Source organism: Streptomyces sp. NPDC096132, assembly GCF_044763345.1.
In the GTDB taxonomy this organism is placed as follows: Bacteria; Actinomycetota; Actinomycetes; order Streptomycetales; family Streptomycetaceae; genus Streptomyces.
Genome location: NZ_JBIWGA010000018.1, coordinates 197,504 through 216,411, shown reverse-complemented (window position 1 = coordinate 216,411; position 18,908 = coordinate 197,504). Strand labels below are relative to the sequence as shown.

Annotated in this window: 20 protein-coding genes; 12 read left to right on the top strand and 8 right to left on the bottom strand. The window is 69.3% G+C overall.

The window, feature by feature from the left end:
* Positions 1 to 253: 253 nt before the first annotated feature.
* Complete coding sequence (locus ACIRF9_RS35685) at positions 254 to 1,651, top strand: IS1380 family transposase (protein WP_403830879.1); 1,398 nt, start codon at positions 254 to 256, stop codon at positions 1,649 to 1,651.
* A 139-nt stretch (positions 1,652 to 1,790) separates the two neighbouring features.
* Here the strand turns inward: ACIRF9_RS35685 and ACIRF9_RS35680 are convergent, their stop codons facing one another.
* The 5 genes from ACIRF9_RS35680 to ACIRF9_RS35660 all read right to left on the bottom strand — a co-directional run bounded on the left by ACIRF9_RS35680 (position 1,791) and on the right by ACIRF9_RS35660 (position 7,339).
* The gene (locus ACIRF9_RS35680) at positions 1,791 to 2,669 is read right to left on the bottom strand and encodes a VOC family protein (RefSeq protein WP_403830876.1); all 879 of its coding nucleotides are present in this window, start codon (positions 2,667 to 2,669) and stop codon (positions 1,791 to 1,793) included.
* Between the two features lie 530 nt (positions 2,670 to 3,199).
* On the bottom strand, positions 3,200 to 3,853 hold the full coding sequence (locus ACIRF9_RS35675) for an NAD(P)-dependent oxidoreductase (protein WP_403830874.1): 654 nt from the start codon (positions 3,851 to 3,853) through the stop codon (positions 3,200 to 3,202).
* A 22-nt stretch (positions 3,854 to 3,875) separates the two neighbouring features.
* The gene (locus ACIRF9_RS35670; RefSeq protein ID WP_403830871.1) at positions 3,876 to 4,409 is read right to left on the bottom strand and encodes a MarR family winged helix-turn-helix transcriptional regulator; all 534 of its coding nucleotides are present in this window, start codon (positions 4,407 to 4,409) and stop codon (positions 3,876 to 3,878) included.
* Positions 4,410 to 4,509: 100 nt separating this feature from the next.
* A complete protein-coding gene (locus tag ACIRF9_RS35665; protein WP_403830927.1) occupies positions 4,510 to 5,484 on the bottom strand; it encodes an Lrp/AsnC family transcriptional regulator in 975 nt (324 codons plus the stop codon).
* Positions 5,485 to 5,785: 301 nt separating this feature from the next.
* A complete protein-coding gene (locus tag ACIRF9_RS35660) occupies positions 5,786 to 7,339 on the bottom strand; it encodes an MFS transporter (RefSeq protein WP_403830925.1) in 1,554 nt (517 codons plus the stop codon).
* Between the two features lie 320 nt (positions 7,340 to 7,659).
* On the opposite strand from ACIRF9_RS35660, the gene ACIRF9_RS35655 reads away from it, so the two are divergent.
* Both ACIRF9_RS35655 and ACIRF9_RS35650 read left to right on the top strand, forming a co-directional pair.
* Positions 7,660 to 8,271, top strand: coding sequence for a TetR/AcrR family transcriptional regulator (locus ACIRF9_RS35655; RefSeq protein WP_403830868.1), 612 nt, complete (start codon positions 7,660 to 7,662; stop codon positions 8,269 to 8,271).
* A gap of 75 nt (positions 8,272 to 8,346) precedes the next feature.
* Positions 8,347 to 9,921, top strand: coding sequence for an MDR family MFS transporter (locus tag ACIRF9_RS35650; RefSeq protein WP_403830866.1), 1,575 nt, complete (start codon positions 8,347 to 8,349; stop codon positions 9,919 to 9,921).
* Between the two features lie 78 nt (positions 9,922 to 9,999).
* Here ACIRF9_RS35650 and ACIRF9_RS35645 read toward each other — a convergent pair whose 3' ends face one another.
* On the bottom strand, positions 10,000 to 10,872 hold the full coding sequence (locus ACIRF9_RS35645; RefSeq protein ID WP_403830863.1) for a LysR family transcriptional regulator: 873 nt from the start codon (positions 10,870 to 10,872) through the stop codon (positions 10,000 to 10,002).
* A gap of 152 nt (positions 10,873 to 11,024) precedes the next feature.
* Here ACIRF9_RS35645 and ACIRF9_RS35640 point away from each other — a divergent pair, with 152 nt between their 5' ends.
* The 7 genes from ACIRF9_RS35640 to ACIRF9_RS35610 all read left to right on the top strand — a co-directional run bounded on the left by ACIRF9_RS35640 (position 11,025) and on the right by ACIRF9_RS35610 (position 16,400).
* The gene (locus tag ACIRF9_RS35640) at positions 11,025 to 11,918 is read left to right on the top strand and encodes an MBL fold metallo-hydrolase (protein WP_403830860.1); all 894 of its coding nucleotides are present in this window, start codon (positions 11,025 to 11,027) and stop codon (positions 11,916 to 11,918) included.
* A gap of 46 nt (positions 11,919 to 11,964) precedes the next feature.
* The gene (locus ACIRF9_RS35635) at positions 11,965 to 12,894 is read left to right on the top strand and encodes a nuclear transport factor 2 family protein (RefSeq protein ID WP_403830858.1); all 930 of its coding nucleotides are present in this window, start codon (positions 11,965 to 11,967) and stop codon (positions 12,892 to 12,894) included.
* An 85-nt stretch (positions 12,895 to 12,979) separates the two neighbouring features.
* Entirely contained in the window at positions 12,980 to 13,771 is a 792-nt protein-coding gene (locus ACIRF9_RS35630) for a maleylpyruvate isomerase family mycothiol-dependent enzyme (protein ID WP_403830855.1), read from the top strand.
* A 306-nt stretch (positions 13,772 to 14,077) separates the two neighbouring features.
* The gene (locus tag ACIRF9_RS35625; protein ID WP_403830853.1) at positions 14,078 to 14,878 is read left to right on the top strand and encodes an IclR family transcriptional regulator; all 801 of its coding nucleotides are present in this window, start codon (positions 14,078 to 14,080) and stop codon (positions 14,876 to 14,878) included.
* A gap of 8 nt (positions 14,879 to 14,886) precedes the next feature.
* On the top strand, positions 14,887 to 15,492 hold the full coding sequence (locus ACIRF9_RS35620; protein WP_403830851.1) for a TetR/AcrR family transcriptional regulator: 606 nt from the start codon (positions 14,887 to 14,889) through the stop codon (positions 15,490 to 15,492).
* 315 nt (positions 15,493 to 15,807) lie between these two features.
* Positions 15,808 to 15,939, top strand: a complete 132-nt coding sequence (locus tag ACIRF9_RS35615; RefSeq protein ID WP_403830848.1) for a hypothetical protein — start codon at positions 15,808 to 15,810, stop codon at positions 15,937 to 15,939.
* A gap of 38 nt (positions 15,940 to 15,977) precedes the next feature.
* Positions 15,978 to 16,400, top strand: coding sequence for a nuclear transport factor 2 family protein (locus tag ACIRF9_RS35610; protein WP_403830845.1), 423 nt, complete (start codon positions 15,978 to 15,980; stop codon positions 16,398 to 16,400).
* Positions 16,401 to 16,456: 56 nt separating this feature from the next.
* Here ACIRF9_RS35610 and ACIRF9_RS35605 read toward each other — a convergent pair whose 3' ends face one another.
* The gene (locus ACIRF9_RS35605; RefSeq protein WP_403830842.1) at positions 16,457 to 16,945 is read right to left on the bottom strand and encodes a hypothetical protein; all 489 of its coding nucleotides are present in this window, start codon (positions 16,943 to 16,945) and stop codon (positions 16,457 to 16,459) included.
* A gap of 134 nt (positions 16,946 to 17,079) precedes the next feature.
* Here ACIRF9_RS35605 and ACIRF9_RS35600 point away from each other — a divergent pair, with 134 nt between their 5' ends.
* Positions 17,080 to 17,301, top strand: coding sequence for a hypothetical protein (locus tag ACIRF9_RS35600; protein ID WP_403830839.1), 222 nt, complete (start codon positions 17,080 to 17,082; stop codon positions 17,299 to 17,301).
* On the opposite strand, the gene ACIRF9_RS35595 is transcribed toward ACIRF9_RS35600, so the two are convergent.
* Positions 17,298 to 17,552: a hypothetical protein gene (locus ACIRF9_RS35595; RefSeq protein ID WP_403830837.1), complete on the bottom strand. Its 255-nt coding sequence runs from the start codon at positions 17,550 to 17,552 to the stop codon at positions 17,298 to 17,300. The genes ACIRF9_RS35600 and ACIRF9_RS35595 overlap by 4 nt on opposite strands.
* A 57-nt stretch (positions 17,553 to 17,609) precedes the next feature.
* Between ACIRF9_RS35595 and ACIRF9_RS35590 the strand changes: the two genes are divergently transcribed.
* Entirely contained in the window at positions 17,610 to 18,593 is a 984-nt protein-coding gene (locus ACIRF9_RS35590) for a nuclear transport factor 2 family protein (protein WP_403830834.1), read from the top strand.
* Positions 18,594 to 18,908: the final 315 nt, after the last annotated feature.

Sequence of the window (18,908 nt, the reverse complement as noted above, 5' to 3'; positions counted from 1 at the left end):
CTCGGAACCGGCGATGCGGTCCTCGGGGCCATGCCCGCAAGAACCGCCTTCGTCCGCCAGAGCGCCTTCACTCGGCGTCACGCCGGGCCGTGCCGTGCCGTGGTCACCACGGTGATCAGCAAACCGACCTCACGAATTCATGGCGCCCGGTGTCGTAGTGACAGTCGGTCACATCATGAAGAAAGGGTGCTTCCGACCTGCGATGATTCAGCTTCTCTAGGACTGGATCACGTGCAGGGGAGGCACCCTTCCGGTGTCGAAGCGTACAGAGTGGGCCGATGATCTGTCGCTGTCCGCGAGCGGGAAGAAGCTGGTGGGCAAGGCGGGCATCGTGCCGGTGCGGCGTCTGGCGGACAAGGTCGGGCTGACCGACGCGCTCGGGGCTGCCTTGGTGCGGCGGGACTTCCGCCCCGTCCATGACCGGGCAACCGTCCTGGTCTCGGCGGCCTGCGCGGTCCTGCTGGGCGCGCGGTCGATGGCCGGGATCGACATGATGCGCCAGACCTCGCTGGTCCTGGGCCGCCCGGCCTCGGCGTCCACGCTGTGGCGGACCCTGGAGGCGATCGGATCGGTCCAGCTGACGAAGATCGCCTCCGCGCGGGCCCGGACCCGTGTCCACGTCCACGAGCAGCTCGACCTGCGCCCGGGCGGCTTTCCCCGGATCAAGGTCAACGGGCGGGAGCCGACCGGGATCACCGTGCTGGACCTGGACGCCTCGGTCATCCCGGCGCACTCCGACAAGGAGGGCGCCGAGCCCAACTTCAAGGGATATGGCCACCACCCGCTGTTGATGTTCTGCGACAACACCGAAGAACTCCTGGTCAACCGGCTGCGACCGGGATCGGCCGGCTCCAACACCGCCGATGACCACATCTCGGTGAGTATCGAGGGCCTGCGTCAGCTGCCCACCCGCCGACGGCGCCGGGTCCTGTTCCGCACCGACGGCGCCGGGGCGACACGAGAGTTCCTCGCCTGGATCACCTCCGGCGGCGGCAACGCGGCCAACCGCTGGGAGTACTCCGTCGGGCACACCCGCGGCGACGACTTCTGGAAGGCCCTGGCCAAGGTCCCGGCCACCGCGTGGACGCCGGCCCTGGACCACAAGGGCAAGCCGCGCAAGGACGCCGGCCCCGTCGAGATCACCGACATGCTCGACCTGACCGGCTGGCCGGAAGGGATGCGGGTGATCGTGCGCCGCGAACCCATCCACCCCAAGTACGAACGCGAGCTCAAGCCGTACGAGAAGAAGACCGACTACCGCTACCAGGCCATCGCCACCAACACCACCAGCGGGCAACTGCAGTTCCTCGAGGCCCGAGCCCGCTCCCACACCCACGTCGAGGCCGGCATCCGACGCGGCAAGGCCCTCTCCCTCAACCTGATGCCCTCCCGCTACTTCAAGGTCAACCAAGCCTGGTGGACCCTCCTCGCCCTGGCCACCGACCTCGCCCGCTGGTTCCAACTCCTGGCCCCCGAAGGCAGACTCGCCCGGGCCAAGCTCGCCACCCTGCGCACCCGACTCCTGGACGTCCCCGCGAAACTCGCCGGCCACGCCCGAAGCCGCGAGCTGAAACTCGACCCCGCCTGGCCCGCATCCACTGACATCGTCGACGCCTGGGACGCCGTCCAGGCCCTGCCCGCCCCCGGCTGACCACCACCCCACCGACCCCCATCCCGATCCCGGAAGGAGGAGACCCGCCCCGTCCTCGGCCCGTGGAAACCGACGACCACCCGTGACGACACACGGCCGGAACGTCACCACCACCCGAAGGACGAACCAGGACGAATCCTCAACCCCGACCGATCACCTCAGGCTGACGCGCGCACGTGAATGATCGAGGGTAGTACCCGGTGTTGTGGTCTCCGCCGACGAGACGGCCGCCCCAGCCGTATTCGACCTTCACTCCCGAGGGGCTCTCGCAGTAGAAGGAGAGCATGTGGTCGTTCGTGTGCCGCCCGAGGCTCAGGCTGAGCGGTACGTCGTTGTCCTGGACTCGGTCGAGCGCCCGTCCGACGGTGTCCAGGTCGTCGACCTCAAGCATGAAGTGCTGCAGCATCGGCGGCACGCCCGGAATCGACACGAACGCCACCGTGTGGTGCCGCGGGTTGGGCGAGGTGAAGGAGCACGGCTCCCCCATCACCAGGACGTCCCGGACCTGGAATCCCAGGGTGCCGACGTAGAAGTCGCGGACCCGTTCGTACTCGTCGACGAAGAGATCCGCGTGCCCGAGTCCCAGCGGGCCGGTCACGAACCGGGCTCCCCGCGGCGAGACGAACGGCTCGCGGTCGCTCTTCCCGCCGTAGTAGAACTCGACCGGGTGCCCGGAAGGATCACGCGTCCTGAACACGTCCAGTACGCCCCTCCGCTCGGCGAGTCGCGGCTCGTCCTCGATTTCGATCCCGCTGTTCGAGAGCCGCTTGCGCAGGTTCTCGAACGCCTCGCGGCTGGAGACCTCGAGTCCGATGTCCGTCAGTCCGCCGTCGGCGCCCGGTTGCACCGCGACGCGCCAACTCCGCTCGTCGACTCGGAGATAGAGACTTCCGTCGTCGGACCCGTCAGGCGACCGGCCGACCTGCATTCCGAGGACGGATTCGGCGAATGTCCGCCATGCCGCGACATCCTCGGCGGTGATGACGAGATATCCGAGGGAAGTTACCTCAAGACTCATTTGGAATCCTCCCGGAGACGCTGTGCGAATTCCCGGAGCCGAAGTTAGGAGTGGCCGCGCGAGGGCCACAACGCGATTGGTCCGTATGCCGGAACCGCGCGGGGGATCCTTGAGGTGGCGTGAACGTTGCGTGCGGCGCAATGTCGTCGGCCCGCCGACCGCGAACGGGGCGCTCGGCGCTTCGGCACAGCTGACGGCCGCCGTGGCCCGGTCGCCATGATCACGATCAGCGCCCCGAAGGCTCACTCACGTACGGCGAGAGCGGTCCGCATCCCAGGAGGAGCGTTTTGGCCGCACGCGCAGGTCCCCCGGGGTCCGGAGTGCTGTGCCACTCCGGACCCCGGGGGACCTGTGGGTTGTGCCGATGCGCGGGGCGCCCCGGGCCCGGGCGGTCGCGCGCGGAGCCGCACCAGGAAAGGCCGTGCCCTGATGGCGGCACACTACGCCGAGGGCCTGCGCGGAGCCCCACGTCGAACGCCTGAAGCCCGTGCGGCGGCGCCCCTTTCTCCCGTCCGCGCCTTGAGCGGCCGTCAGTAGGCCACGGTGATACGGCGACGGATCGCGTCGCCCTTCTCCAGCTCGTCGACCAGCGCGACCGCGAAGTCCTCGGCGCTGATGGTGCTGCTGCCGTCGGGCGCGTACAGCATCTGGTCACCGCCGAGCCGGAACACACCCTTGCGCTCACCGGGGCCGATCTCGTCCGCCGGGGAGAGGTACGTCCAGTCGAGGTCGGTCACCTCAGCCCGGAACAGCCGCAGGACCTCGCGAAGGGCACGCGACTCGGGCTTGTAGATGTCGAGGAAGTCCGGGGTGTCCACCCGGTCCACACCCGAGGGGGTCTGGAGGCTGCCCGCCCCGCCGACGATCAGGAACCGCCGTACGTCCGCCGTGCGCAGTCCCTCGATCAGGGAGCGGTACGTCGCCAGGAGCGACACCGCCGGGTCGACGGAGCCGTCGCGGGCCGGGGAGATCGCCGAGACCACGGCGTCGTGACCGGCGGCGCCCTTGGCCACCTGGCCGGGGTCCGAGGCGTCGAGGGTCACCGTGGTCAGCGCGGGGTTCTCCGGCAGGTCGCCGGAACGACCCGAGCGGGTCGCCGCGGTCACCTCGTGTCCACGGGTCAGCGCTTCCGCGGCGATGCGCGAGCCGACCATGCCGGTGGCGCCGATCAGGAGGATCTTCACGGGGTGTCTCCGTTCGTCTCTTTCACATGGGTGAGTCCGGGTGCGCCGCCTGGGCCGTGCATGACCCCGGCGCCGCCTGCTGCCGGCCTCGGGCATCGTTCGCCAGCACCTTGCTGACCAGCTCTCGCAGAATGAGCCGCTCGACCCTGGTGAGCGGCTCCAGCAGATCCGCAGTGACCTGCGGAACGTGGGCCTCAAGTGCGCGTGTCAGCTGTTCCCGGCCGCGGTCGGTCGGTTCCAGCAGCATTGCCCGTTTGTCGTCAGGGTGCGGATGCCGCGTCAGCAGCCCCGCGGTCTCCATCCGGGCGACCAGTCGGGTCAGCCCACCGGAGTCGACGGACAGCTCCTGCGCCAGGCGGGCGTTCGTGGTGCGGTTCTGCGGGTGGCGGGCCAGCCGCAGCAGGACCTCGAACTCCGTACCGGTGAGCCCGGTGGCCTCGCGCATGACGCGCGAGGCCCGGTCACCGATGGTGTTCACCAGCCGCAGGAGGTCGCCGAACAGCACGACACCCTCGTCGTTCACCAGCGAACCGCGATCCGCGGCACCGTCACTCATAAGACTGACTGTACAGCAGAGTTTGAGCGTTTCCATCACACCCATACCCTCACCGAGAGGGTCAAATGATTCTCTTTCAGGCATAATGATCGATGACTTATCAGCGGTTCGGTTCGTAGGTGTACTCCTTGACCTGCCTCAGAATGAGCGCGGTCTCGATGGACTGGACGCCCTCGAGCGCTCCGATCCTGTCGCTGAGGTAGGTGTACAGCTCGGCCGTGTCGCGGTGCAGGGTCGCCGCCACGACGTTGGCCTGACCGGTGGTGGCCGCGGCGAAGCGCACCTCCCGGTGTCCCGCGAGAGCGCTGCCGACGGCGGCGAGCGCTGCGGGCGCCACCGTGAGCCAGAGCATCGCCTCCACCGTTCGGCCGAGCGGTTCGTGATCGAACTGGACGTCCATGTAGAGGACGCCGGTGGAGCGAAGGCGGTCGAGGCGTCGCCTCACCACTCCCTCCGACAGGCCCGTGGCTGCCTGGAGCTCGGTGAGCGGAGCGCGTCCGTCGCGTCGGAGTACGGCCAGGAGCGTCTCGTCGGCCTGGTCCAGGGTGACAGGCGTTCCGGCGCCGTCCACGGAGGACGGCCGCAACGCAGCCGCCTCTTCGGGCCCGAGGGCGTCGATCTTGCTCGGCAGGCTGAGTGGACCGCCGTAGAAGTGACGCAGCACGCAGTGGGCGCTCACCGAGATGACGCTCGGTGAGCGCGGGAGTCGTCCGAAGAGCAGTTCGTCGCGTTCCTGCCGACTGCGCGGCTTCATCCCGCACATCACCTCCGTCCCGCCGGAGATCAGGCCGAGGTAGGCGGTGTCCGGACGCCGGGCCAGCGCGTCCGCCAACTGCGGTGCGATGTCGGGGGTGCAGCGCAACCGGACGATCCAGGTGTCACGACCGAGTCGACTGCCGTCCGTGATACCGAGCACCCGTAGGCGCACGGTGTCGCGCAGCCGCCGGAAGCGGCGCGCGATGGTGTGGTCGGACACGCCCAGCGCCTCCGCGATGCGATTGAAAGGTGCCCTGCCGTCCAGTTGCAGAGCCTGCAGCAGTTTGAGGTCGAGCGAGTCGAGCACGCCGTACTCCAAGTGGTCCTTGTTCACCCCGGTGTCGATGCGCGGCACCCGTCCGGACGAGCGGGCCGAGCCCGTGCGCACCCCGCAGCAGCCTGAGCACACGGCCCACGCGGGCCGTGTGCTCAGGGTGCCGTGTCATGTCCCCGGTCGGGCGCGCGAGGTACCTGTCACGCGCGCTCGCAAGGCGCCGGACGCCGCGATGATCCGACCGGCAACATGACACAGATGCCCAGGGTCGCACCGGTGTGCGGCCTGCGGACTGCCGGGGGCGACTCCTCCTGGAGCGCCTTCGGCAGGCCGTCCCGTCCGTGCCCTACCGGACCGGATCGGGCAGCTTTCCGGACTCCCCTCCCCCGGCGACCTGAGACGGAGCGTTCGATGCGCCGGGAGATGTCGTGGCCGACCGCGGACGCAGCAGGACGACACCGACCAGGGCGGCGAACAGCACCAGGCCGGCGGACACACCGATGCACAGCCTCAGTCCGTCGAGGAACGCTTCCGAGAGGGCGCCGAGGGCACGCCCGGCGTTCGCGCCCAGGTCCATACGGGCGACGGCGCCCAGACCACCGGCGTCCACGGCAGCCGTGACCTGGTGCACTGTCGCGCCGGGGAGTCCGGCGTCGGTGAGGTGGCCGGGCAGGGAGTCGGTTGCCCTGGTGGTCAGCAGGGTGCCCAGCACTGCAGGCCCGAGTGCGCCGCCGACCTGCCGGAAGGCGTTGTTGCCCGCCGACGCCATGCCCGCCTGGTGGTGCGGCACGGCGGCAACCGCGGTGGCCGTCATGGGCGTGATGACGATGCCGAGGCCGACTCCCAGCAGGAACAGCCGCCAGGCGAGGGAGGCGAAGGAGACGTCGGCGTCGATGCCGATCAGGGACAGCAGCGAGGCCGCGACGAGGAGCAGGCCGGCGGTGATCAGGGTCCGCGGCGTGAACCGGTGCATCAGCTTCCCGGCCGGCATGCCTGCCAGGATCGCTCCGAAGGTGATCATGAAGAGCCGGTAGCCCGCTTCCAGGGTGTCGAGTTGCTGCACCATGCCGAAGAACAGGCTCAGGACGAAGAAGAAACCGATCATCCCCAGGAAGGTGATCATGGCCACCAGGGTGGTCGCGGTGAACGCCGGGCTGCGGAACAGCGTGAGGTCCAGCATCGGACTGCCGCTGCGTCGCTCCACGAGGACGAAGCCGGTTCCGGAGATCACCGCCAACGCCAGCGCCACCAGGACCTTGACGTCGGTGAACGAGTCGGCGCCACCCTCGATGACGCCGTAGACCAGCGCGGTGATGGCCACCATGCCGGTGAGCTGGCCCGACCAGTCCAGGCGTCGCGAGCCGGGGGCACGGGAGTCGGGCACCAGACGTGCGGCGACCACGATGGCGATCAGCGAGACCGGGACGGGCAAGAGGTAGATCCAGCGCCAGGCGAAGTGTTCGAGGATCACTCCGGACAGGAGCGGGCCCAGGTTGAGGGCCGCCATCAGGGCGGTCGCCCACAGGCCGATGAACTTACCGCGCTCCCGGTGGTCGGGGACGGCGTGACTGATCAGCGCCAGTGTGGTCGGCAGGAGGGCCGCCGCGCCGAGTCCGGCGACCGCCTGTCCCACCCACAGGACCTCGACGGACTGCGCGCTCAGGGCGATGACGGCCCCACCTCCGGCCATCGCCAGACCCGCGAGATAGACCTTCTTACGGCCGTGCACGTCTCCGAAGACCCCGGCGGTCAGAATCAGCGCGGCCATGGACAGGACGAACGCGTCCGTCACCCAGGCCAGTTGGGACGTGGACGTGTGCAGCGCCCGCTGGATGGCCGGCAGGCTCACCGAGACGGTGGTCACCGGCAGATAGGCGATGAACACGCCGAGACAGGCCATGACGAGCGTGACCGTCCGTCCCTCTTGGGGCGCCCCCGCCCTTGTCGTGCCGTTCACGAGAATTCCCCTCCATGACGCCGTGCGCCGGATCGACTGCAATCGGGGACAGCCTCCGTGTCTCACGCGTCAACAGGCCAGCCACGACTGGCAGAACGCGGAAAATCGATGTCCGGCCCGGGTGTGACGCGGATTTCCGACGGCGGACGGTCGGGCTTGGAGTCACCGGATCCGTCACCGTGTGACCCATGTCACCACGTAATGCAGTCACTGCACTAAGTGCAGCGTCAAAATATTTTGCAGAGTATGCAAGAATCTCTCTCATGCCTCGCCCTACCGAAAGCCTGCGTGAGCGCAGGCGCCGTGAGACGCGACGGGAGATTCACGCCGCCACCCTGCGGCTGGCCAGGGAACACGGCTTCGACAAGATCACCACCGAGATGATCAGCGCAGAGGCCGGCGTCTCCCCCCGTACCTTCTTCAACTACTTCCCCAGCAAGGAAGCGGCGGTCATCCAGGAGCCGCCGCAACCGTCGCAGGAGTACGTCGACGCCTTCACGGGCGCCGGTCCGGCGGAACCTCGCGAGGTACTGGCGGACCTGACCCGGTTCCTCCTGCAGGGCATGGTCGAACACCCGCCGCGGCGCGACGAGTTCCAGGCCACGTTCGGGGCGGCCGCCGAGCATCCCCCCGTCCTCGCGGCGCTGCTCGCCCGCTTCCAGGCGTTCGAGCGGACCCTGGCGGCGATGGTGGCGGTCCGCACCCAGCAGGATCCGCAGGACGAGTTGCCCCGGCTGATGGCCGCCCTGGCCATGACCGCCGTCAAGATCGGCATGGAGAGCTGGGCATCGACCGACCCCATGGATGAGGACGACAGCCCGATCCCGTACATCGAGCGCGTACTCGCCCTACTCGGCGGCCTCCTCTCCCCCTGATCGAACCTCGCCATCCCCCGAGCCTCCCCCGGGACCCGGCAAGCCGTGTCCCGCCCCACGACTTCGGAGTTCCCTGTGACCGACACCATCCCGGCCGAGGAGGGGGAGGAGAGCGAATCCTCCGGCCTGCCTCCGCACTTCGCCCTGATATTCGCCGGCCTGATGGCCGCGATGCTGCTGTCCTCCCTCGACCAGACAATCGTCGCCACTGCGCTGCCCACGATCGTCGGTGAGCTGCACGGCGTCAGCCACATGGCATGGGTGACGACCGCGTACATCCTCGCCGCCACGATCGGCATGCCCGTGTACGGCCGCTTCGGCGACCTGATCGGCCGGAAGGCCCTCTTCCTCAGCGGCATCGGCATCTTCATCGCAGGCTCCGCAATCGCCGGTGCAGCACCCAACATGACCACGCTGATCATCGGCCGCGCGGTCCAGGGCCTCGGCGGAGGCGGTCTGATGATCACCTCGCAGGCGATCATCGCCGACCTCGTGCCGCCCCGGCAGCGCGCCAAGTACATGGCTCCCATCGGGGCTGTGTTCGGTCTGTCCGCGGTGGTCGGACCGCTGCTCGGCGGCTTCTTCACCGACCACGCCAACTGGCGCTGGTGCTTCTGGATCAACCTCCCCATCGGCGTCATCGCCCTCGGCGTGTGCGCCTACGCGCTGCGTCTGCCGCGCCGCTCCGGCAAGGTCACCATCGACTACGTGGGCATCGCCCTGATGGCCGCCGCCGTCACCGGCACCGTGCTGGTCGCGGACTGGGGAGGCACGGACTACGGCTGGACGGACCCGGTGATCCTCGGTCTGGGCGCGGGCGCCGTCGTCGTCTGGACGCTGTTCTTCCTCTCTCAGCGCCGCTCGGCCGAGCCGATCATCCCGCTGCGGCTGTTCCGCAGCCCGATCTTCAACATCGCCACGCTGATCAGCATGATCATGGTGGGCATCGGCATGTTCGCGGTGATCGGCTACCTGCCGACCTACCTGCAGATGGTGTACGGGGTGAGCGCGACCGAGTCCGGACTGCTGCTGCTGCCCATGGTCGTGGGCATCATGGCGACGGCCGTCCCGTCCGGCCAGCTGATCAGCAAGACGGGGCGCTACAAGGTGTACCCGATCATCGGCGCCGTCCTGATCGGCGTCACCGCCCTGCTGATGTCCCTCACCCTCGACATCGACACGCCGATCTCCCTGATCCTCGGATACGTGTTCCTGCTCGGGGCGGGCTGTGGCCTGCTCATGCAGAACCTCGTCCTGGCCGTGCAGAACGCCTTCCCGGCCAGCGAGGTCGGAACCGCCACCTCGGCGAACAACTTCTTCCGTGAGATCGGAGCCACCCTGGGCACGGCGGCCGTCGGCGCCGTCTTCACGCACCGGCTCACCGACCAGCTGACCCAACGCCTGCCCGGCGGTGCCCTCAAGGCCACCGGGGACACCAACTCCCTCACCCCGTCCGTGGTGCACTCGCTGCCGGACCGGATCCAGGACGCCGTGGTCAGCTCCTACCAACACGCGCTGACCCCGGTCTTCGGGTACTTGGTGCCTCTGTTCGCCGTGGGTGTGGTGCTCGCCTTCCTACTGCCGGAGAAGCCTCTGTCCAACACCAACTCCGAGACGGAGACGGGTGTCGGGGTGTCCGTCGCCCATTAGGCCGACACGCACCCGGTGCCCCGTCCGCCCCCGCCCCGTCGTTCACCCGGCGGCGGAGGGGGCGGCCCCGTGTCGGTTTCAGCCCGCGGAGGACGCCGAACCGTAGAACCGGGCGGCGATATCGGTGAACGAACGGATCAGCGGGTCGCCGTTCGCGCTGCTCCACGCGACGACGAGACTGCTGCGGGGCATGTCGGTCACGGGAACGCAGACGAGCCCGGCCGGCAGTGCGTGCCCGATCGGCATCAGCCCGATCGTGCGGTTCCACAGCACAGCCTGGACGCACTCGTGAACCGTGCGTACCACGGGCCCCTCCCGCAACTCTCCGCTGGCGGCGCTCCAGTAGGCGCGCCAGACGGGGTCGCTGTCGTCGGGGAGCCGGAACCACCGGCGGTCGGCGAGGTCGGCGACGGCCAGACTCTCCCGCCCGGCCAGCGGGTCGTCGATGCGCAGGACCGCGCCGACGGCGTCGGAGCGCAGCACATGCACGCTGATCCCCGTGTCGTCGAACGGCCAGCGGGTGAGGGCCACGTCGACCAGTCCGCCGTGCAGCCCTGTGGTGGGATCGGTGAGGTCCGCCTCACGGACCCGCACGTCGACGTCGGGGTGCAGCTTCCTGAACGCCTCGACCAGACCGGCCCCGGCCTCGTCCGCGCTGTCGGCGAGGGTACCGATGGTCAGGGTGGCGGCACCGGACGCCGCGGCGACCCGGGCCCGTACGTGCTCGGCCTGGTCCAGCAGCGTCCGCGCCTCGTCGTAGAGGGTGCTGCCCGCGGCGGTGAGGGAGACCCCGGTGGCCGAGCGGTGCAGCAGGACGGCACCGAGGTCGGACTCCAGCTGTTTGATCGCCCGGCTCAGCGGCGGCTGGGTCATGTGCAGACGCAGCGCGGCGCGCCCGAAGTGGCGTTCCTCGGCGACGGCGACGAAGTAGCGCAGGGAGCGTAGGTCCATCACCAGCAACGATACCGGCACGGCATGGGGATTGCGCAATGGGTGTTGGACACCCGGGTCACGGCGCGCTGAGCTGGACTCCGGACCATCCGCCGACCCAGGGCACGGCGGCATCCGTTCCCAGCAGCCAAGGACGTCGAAGGAGCCGTTTCATGGCCGACCATCCGGCACCCGAGCCCCCTGTGCACACCATCCGGCCGCGGGAACTCGCACGCGACCTGCTGGTGATCCCTCAGCTGCCGGGTCAGTTGGCCGCGAACATGGGCGTCATCGGGGGCACGCACTCCGTACTCGTCGTCGAGACCGGCATGGGCCCACGCAACGGCGAGGCACTGCTCCGGTTCGCCAGCGAGTACGCCCGCGGACGCAGAATTTTCCTGACGACCACCCACTTCCATCCCGAACACGCCTTCGGCGCCCAGGCCTTCGCCGGGGAGGCGGAGTACCTGATGAACCGGGCGCAGGCCAAGGACCTGGAGACGAAGGGGGCCGGCTACCTGGACATGTTCCGGGGGTTCGGCGGACCCATCGCCGAGCAGCTGGAGGGCGTAGAACTGGTCTCTCCGGACCAGGTCTACGACCACACCCATGTCCTCGACCTCGGCAGCCGCGTGGTCCAACTGCGCGCCACCGGCCGGGCCCACACCCTGGGTGACCAGGTGATCACCGTCCCGGACGCGGGAGTGATGTTCACCGGCGACCTAGTCGAGGCCGGCCAGTTCTCGATCTTCCCCTGGTTCCCGCCGTACGACACCGATGTGTCCGGCACCCGCTGGATCACGGTGATGGAGAAGCTCCTCACCGAACAGCCCGAGGTGGTCGTACCCGGACACGGCGACGTCGGCGGTCCCCAGTTGCTCGCCGACGTCAGGGACTACCTCCGGCTGCTGCGCGACGAGACCTGGCGGCGCCGGGACTCAGCGGCGAGCGAGGAGACCATCGTCGAGGAGGTCACCGCACTGATGCTCGAGCGTCATCCGGAGTGGACCGGCCAGGAGTGGATCGAGCAGGGCGTCGGCTGCCTGTGCGCGGAGCACGCCCACTGACACCAGCACACACCTCCCACCCATGACACCCCAGGAGAGCACACCCGTGCCGAGAACCCCCATCACCCGCCGCAGAGCCGTCACCACCGCACTCGCGGCAGCCGCCTTCGTGGGCGTCGGCGCCCTGCCCGCCGCCGCGCGGCCCGGCGCATTCCCCCGCAAGCGTGGCGGACGGGACTGCGCCGACCTGGAGCACCAGAAGCGCGTCTCAGTACGTCTGCAGAAAGCGCTGTGGCAGGACGGCGACACCTCACTGGTGGACGAGTTCGTCAGCCCCACCTACATCCAGCACAACCCGCTGGCCGCGGACGGCCCCGAGGCGCTCAAGGCCATCGCCACCGCCGTGCACCAGCAGTTCCCCGACGAGAAGTTCAACATCGTCCGGGTGCTGGCCGAGGGCGGTCTCGTGGTCATGCACACCCACCAGGTCTTCGTGCCCGGCACCCCCGGCCGCAACGTCATCGACATCGTGCGCTTCGAGCACGGGAAGATCGCCGAACACTGGGACGTCATCCAGGACGTGCCCTCGACCCCGTCGGTCAACAGCCACGACATGTTCGCCACGCTCAGCAGCCCGCGCACCGACCAGCCGGGACCGCAGCGGCTGACCGCACACAGCAAGCGGGTCGTCCTGGAGTACGTCAACCGGCTGGCACGCCAGGACCTGTCCGTCCTGGACGACCTTCTGGCTCCCGACGTCATCCAGCACAACCCGAACCTGCCCGACGGCGCGCGGGCCACCAAGGCCGTCTACGCCGACCACTTCAAGCAGTTCCCGAACCTGACGTTCGACCTGAAGCGGGTCGTCGCGGAGGGAGACCTGGTGGCGGTGCACGCGCACCTCATCGACACGCCCGGGGCGCTCGGCCAGGCCGTCGCGGAGATCTTCCGGGTACGCGACGGGAAGATCATCGAGCACTGGGACGACTTCCAGGACGTGCCGGCCACTTCTCAGAACAACAACACCATGTTCTGATCCGGTGGGCGCGGGACCCGCGGCGGTGCGGGTCCCGCCCACTCGTCCGTCTTCCCCGACCAACCGAGCATCCACGGGAGCAACCATGAGCAACGCCGACGCGGTCATCGCCGTACTACGCACCGGACACGACTCCCTGGCCGAGTCGGTGTCGGGGTTCGGCGACGACGACCTGGCCCGCCCTTCGGGCGCGGCTGAGTGGGACGTCTCCCAGGTGCTCAGTCATCTGGGCAGTGGCGCGGAGATCTTCGCGGCCCGCCTGCGTGCCGCCGTCGACGACACCGAGTACCCCGGGCCCGATCTCAACCAGAACATCTGGGACAAGTGGAACGCCATGAGCCGGCGAGAACGCGCCGACGGCTTCATCAAGGCCGACGAATCCCTGGTGGCGCTGTACGAGTCCCTGGACGCCGCCACGCGCGACAAGCTCCGCATCGACATGGGCTTCCTGCCCGAGCCGGTCGACGTGGCCACCTCTGCGCGGCTGCGGCTCAGCGAGTTCGCCCTGCACTCCTGGGACGTCGCGGTCGCCTTCGACGAACACGCCACGATCTCCTCGGACGCCGCCGCGGCCCTGCTGCACGCCAAGCCGGACATGCTCGCCTGGGTGGGCAGGGCCGACGCGTTGGAGGGCCGCACGTCGGTCATCCACGTCACCACCTCCGGGCCCGGCTCCGTGTTCGAACTACGGCTGCAGGCACCGGTCAGCGTGGAGTTCGACCTGTCCGAGAAGTCCGACGGCACGCTCAGGCTCCCCGCCGAGGCCTGGCTGCGGCTGGTCGCGGGACGGCTCACCGAGCGCCACACCCCGGACAGCGTGACGGCGACCGGGGCCGCCGACCTCGGCCTGCTGCGCCGGGTGTTCGCCGGCTACTAGAGCCGAGCGAGGGCGGCGACCGTCCCGAGGGCCACACCGCAACGGTCGCCGCCGTGTCCCGGGCTCACAGGGCCGTTCTGCTCCCCCGACGACCAGGTGACAGGTGACACCCCAGGTCCGCGGCCTGGCCCGCCGCAACGGTCGCGCACCCCATGGACATGGGGCGCGCGAGGCCGCTGTGGCGGGCGCGCAGGGTCTGCGCAACCTCCCGGCCATCGGAGCAGCACGCATATTGCGCAAGCCGGAAATAGGGTCGTAACATCCTCTAGAATGATGGTTCTAGCCTCAACGCGGAGGTCAGACCCCATGATCGACCAGCCCTCGGCGGGCAGCCGGGTCACTTCCGGAGCCATAGCGCCGTCCGTGCTCTGGAAAGCGTTCGACGTTCTCAGCGCGTTCAACCACAAGGAACGCGTTCTCACCCTCGCCCAGATCGCACGACAGAGCGGTCTGCCCAAGTCGACCGTGCACCGGGTGCTCGCCATGCTCGCGGACATCGGCGCCGTCGAGCCGCACGAGGGCGGATACCGCATCGGGCTCCGCATGTTCACGCTGGGAGCCCTCCCACCGGAGGCAGCACTGCGCGAGACGGCGCTGATGCACATGGAGGAACTCCACCGCTATACCGGCCAGACCCTGCACCTGGCGGTGCTGCGCGGCGCCGATGTCGTGTATCTGGAGAAACTGCCCAGCCGCAAGAGCCTCCCCACGCCGGCGACCGTCGGCGACCGGCTTCCCGCACACTGCACCGCGGTGGGCAAGGTGCTTCTGGCCTACTCCGGCGACAGTATTGCGGCGACCGCGCTCGCCGGCCCGTTGCAGCGCAGGACCGCCAAGTCGCTGGCGACCACGGATCAGATCCGCAGCCAGTTGGAGACGATCCGAGCACGCGGTTACGCGGACGACCGCGAGGAGGCCGCCGACGGCCTGGCCTGCATGGCCGTACCCGTGATGCGGGGGGATCGGGCCGTCGCCGCCGTGTCGGTGGCCTTCCCGGCGTCCGCGGGCAGCGGTCAGGTGCTGGTCTCCGCGCTGCGCCAGGCCGCCGTCGCGATCTCACGATCGACGGCGACGGTCTCGACCGACCTGCTGGCATCCATCGAGTAGCGGCGGGAATGGACGGCTCACAGAAGCAGATCCTGGACGCCGCGGAGCACCTGTTCGGCACTCACGGCTACACGAATGTGAGTATCCATCAGGTGTGCGCGGAGTCCGGTCTGCCGGTCGGCTCCGTCTACCACCACTTCGGCAGCAAGGCGGGCGTCCTCAGGGCCGTGCTCTTGCGCGGAATGGGAACGTTCTTCGACGCGCTACCCTCGTTCGACGACCTGGAGGGCTCCCCTTGTGAGCGCCTGGCCGCGTTCTACACGATCGCGGGCGACCTCATCGCCAAACGGCTGCCGTTGTTCAGGCTGTTCACCGCGCTTCAGCTGCACCAAGCGGACAACGACGAGGTGCAGTCGATCGTGGACGCCAGTGTGCAACGTGGCTTCACGCGAGTCCTGGGCTTCATCGAGGCCGTCGCCGACAGCTACGGCGTCCGCGACCCGGCCGTGTGCGCGAGAGAACTCGCGAGGCTCAACATCGTGTTCACCAGCGGTCTCGTGGCCTCGGGCGACGGCGTGGGACTGGACGTCATGACCGGCGTCAGCCGCCACCTGCACCGGCTCATCCTGGCGTCGATCATGGACCGGGCCGCGGGTTCGCCGGCCGGCCGGTGATCCGTTGCGCGGTCGGGTCGGCCGGGCCGCCGACCTGCACCCACCCAGGGGTCCAATGGCTGCCATCGGATCCCTGCAGGTACCTTCCCCTTCTCTTCCCCGGGCGCAGCCCGCTCGTTACGCTCCGGATCCAACCGTGCTTCAACGACGGGGCCGGATCTGCTGGTGGCTCTGGAAGCCCTCCTGGAAGAGAAGAACGTCACGCACGCACCTGCACGTCCTGACGACGTTCCGGGCCCCCTACGGCCGCAGCTGGTGGACTCCGCGCTGAACCGTCCGGAGTGCTTCCCCGAGGAGGGTTCCACGATGGAGGGAATGACACCGCCCACACGTCCGGTGACCTTCAACCAGCCGTACCACCCGGACAAGGCACCGGCCTACCAGCCCGTCCCACCGCGGCCCCACCACGACTGGTCGGAGACCACCTCCTACACGGATCCGCTGTAGCGGCACCCGCAACCCACCCGCACCGGACTGGAGGAACCGTGGACAGGCCCACGTACGACGAATACGTCCGCCGCTTCAATGCGGAGGACGACACCGCCTTCGACGACTACCTGGACCCCGACATGAGAATGGTGAACGGAACCCTGGAGTTCCAGGGAGTCCAGTGCATGAAGGACCATTACGCCAAGATCTGGGGGAAGTTCCGCGAAACACTGAACGTCGAGCGGTTCGTCAGCGACGGTGAGACCGTCGCCGTACGCATGCACACCCACTTCGAAGCGCTCGCCGACCATCCCGACTCGCTCTTCGGCCCCGTACGCAAGGGCGAGTCCCTCGACTACCGCGGGATCATCATGTACGAGCTCAGGGACGGGCGGTTCGCGACCATCCAGGTCTCGTACAACAGTTTCTCCGCGACGGACCTCGACGGCAGGACGACGGAGCTGGGCGTTCCCCATTAGGTCGTGGCCGGGGCGGACCGCGTCCGCCCCGGCCACGATCCACGACATGCGGGGGGTCAGGCGGAGGCCGCCTGCACGGTCGGCTCGCCGGTCTCCGCGACTTCACGAACGGGGTTCCTCCGCACCAGCAGCAGTGTGACCACCACGCCCACCGCCATGCCGTGACCCAGCGCCGAGGTGGCGGCCGCCCGGGCACTCTCTCCGCCCGCGCTCACCACGGCGAGCGGCCCGGCCACCGCCTCCATGCCCGCGTCGGCGCCGCTGAGTTTCCCCGCCAGCGCGGAGGAGGCAAGGCTCAACGCGGCGGTGCTGATGACCGCCGGGCCCAGGGCCTGGCCGAACTCCCACACCAGGCTTGTCGCGCCGCTGGCCATGCCGGTCCGGTCGATCGGTACGGCGTTGACGGCAGCCGACGTCAGCGAGGACACCACACAGATCAAGCCACAGATCAAGCCGACTCCCAGCAGCAGCACCGGACCGATGAAGGCCGCCAGGGGCGTGGTGGTGACGGGCAGGGCCGCGATCCAGAACTGCCCTGCGGCCATCGGCAGCAGACCGCCCGTCAGCAGCCAGCGCGCGTCGATCCGGGGTGAGCATGCGGCTCAGCACGAGTGCGAGCAGCAGCGGGATCAACTGCAGGATCACGCACGGCAGAGCGGCCCGCAGGGCGCTCAGGTGCATGACCGCCCCGAGGCGGATGGAGACGACGTACCCGGTGCCGATGAACCCGAACATGCCGACCAGGGCGACGAGCGAGGAGGCGGCGAACGACGGGATCCTCAACAGGTCCAGATCGAACATCGGCGACCCGGCGCGCTTCTCGGCGATGGCGAAGGCGACCAGAGACACCCCCGCCAGGGAGAGCGCAGCGACGATCGCGGGGCTGCTCCAGCCACGTTAGCCGCCCTCGATGACGCCCCACAGCAGACTGGTCAGCCCCACGGCGACGGTCATCTGCCCGGGCCAGTCGAGCGCGCGGCCTTCCGGGGCCCGGGAGTCGGTGACGAGGATCCAGGAGCACACGGCGACGGCCACACCGAGGACGATCGGAGGCACGAACGCCCACCGGAAGTCGGCAATGGTTGCCAGCACCCCCGAGGACAACGGGCCGACGGCCGAGGCGACGGAGATGCTCAGCGCCCAGGTGGACACCGCCTTGGCCCGGTCCTTCTCCTCCGGTGTCCGGCGGCGCCGTTCGACCAGGACTGGGTGGAGACGGCACGGCAGACGCTGCGGGCGGGTCGGAAGCCACTCGGCTACTCGCCCGACGCGTTGCCGGAGTACGCCCCCGTCGTACAGGACGCGGTCGACTTCGAGCCGGACGAGGAGCAGCCGACTCCTGAACTGGCGGCGCTGCAGCGGCGGATCACCGCTCTTGAGGACGTCTGGGCCATAGAGAACCTCATGAGCCGGCACGAGTACCTGCACGCGGCCGGTCTCAACGAGGAGGAACTGGACACCTGCTTCGCGCTGTCGCAAGCGGACCTGTCCTTCGAACCCGAGGACTGGGGGGTGTGGGAAGGCGCGGAGGCGATCCGGCTCTGCTATGTCGACGGCGCGCCGCCGGTGGGCCTGGGCATGATGACCGAACACGACACGTCTACGGCCCTCGTCGTCGTCGCGGACGCCGGCAGGACCGCCAAGGGCGTGTGGATGTGGCCCGGCCACGAGACGTTCGCCTCACCCGACGGCGACTCGCACGTCTTCTGGTCCTGGGGACGTTACGGCGTCGACTTCGTGAAGGAGAACGGCCGCTGGAAGTTCTGGCACTTCTACATCTACACGACGTTCCGCACCCCCTTCGGCACCAGCTGGGTCGACAGCGCCCTCGGCCCCCGCATGTTCGACCTCGCCGAGGGCGAGACGCCTCCCGGGATGACACCGCCGACACTCGGTGTCACGGACAACGCGCCCTACCACCCGTCCCGTGCCCCACGGCTGCTGCCCGATCCGCCACGGCGGTATCCCGACGTTCTCCGAGACGGTCTCCTTCATCCCGCGGCCGGAGTAGTTACCGCCCCGGAGGACTCGCGGAGTTCCGGCTGTCCCTGCCACGTGCGGGAGGCCGCGCGGAAAGGACTCGCCTCACGGCGAGCATGTCGCCGACGCGGCCGGGCCGACCCGTCGGTCATGCCGCACGGCCGACCTGCGCCGTCTGCCGCCGTGTCCTTGTCGAAGTCGCCCTGTCCGTAGAGGCTGCCGACGCTCATGGCGCCGTAGTCGAGGGCGCCGACATCCGGCGCGTCGGGGCCGCGAGGCGGCGGGGGGATGGTCATGGGTGGTCCCCCCTTTCCTGCGGTCATGCCGTGAGCGACGAGCCTCTCGGCAGTGTCGGCGATGGGGTCCTCGACAGGACGGGGCACCCATCCGAGGAGGCGCTCCGCGTTCGCGCCGGTCGCGTCGGAGTCCTGGCCGAGTCGGGGGCGCAGCGAGCCTGGCTGTGGGTTGAACCGGCTGAGGATGCGAGCGAGGGCCAAGGGCGGCTCGCGCGTGGGTGCTTTCGCCGCG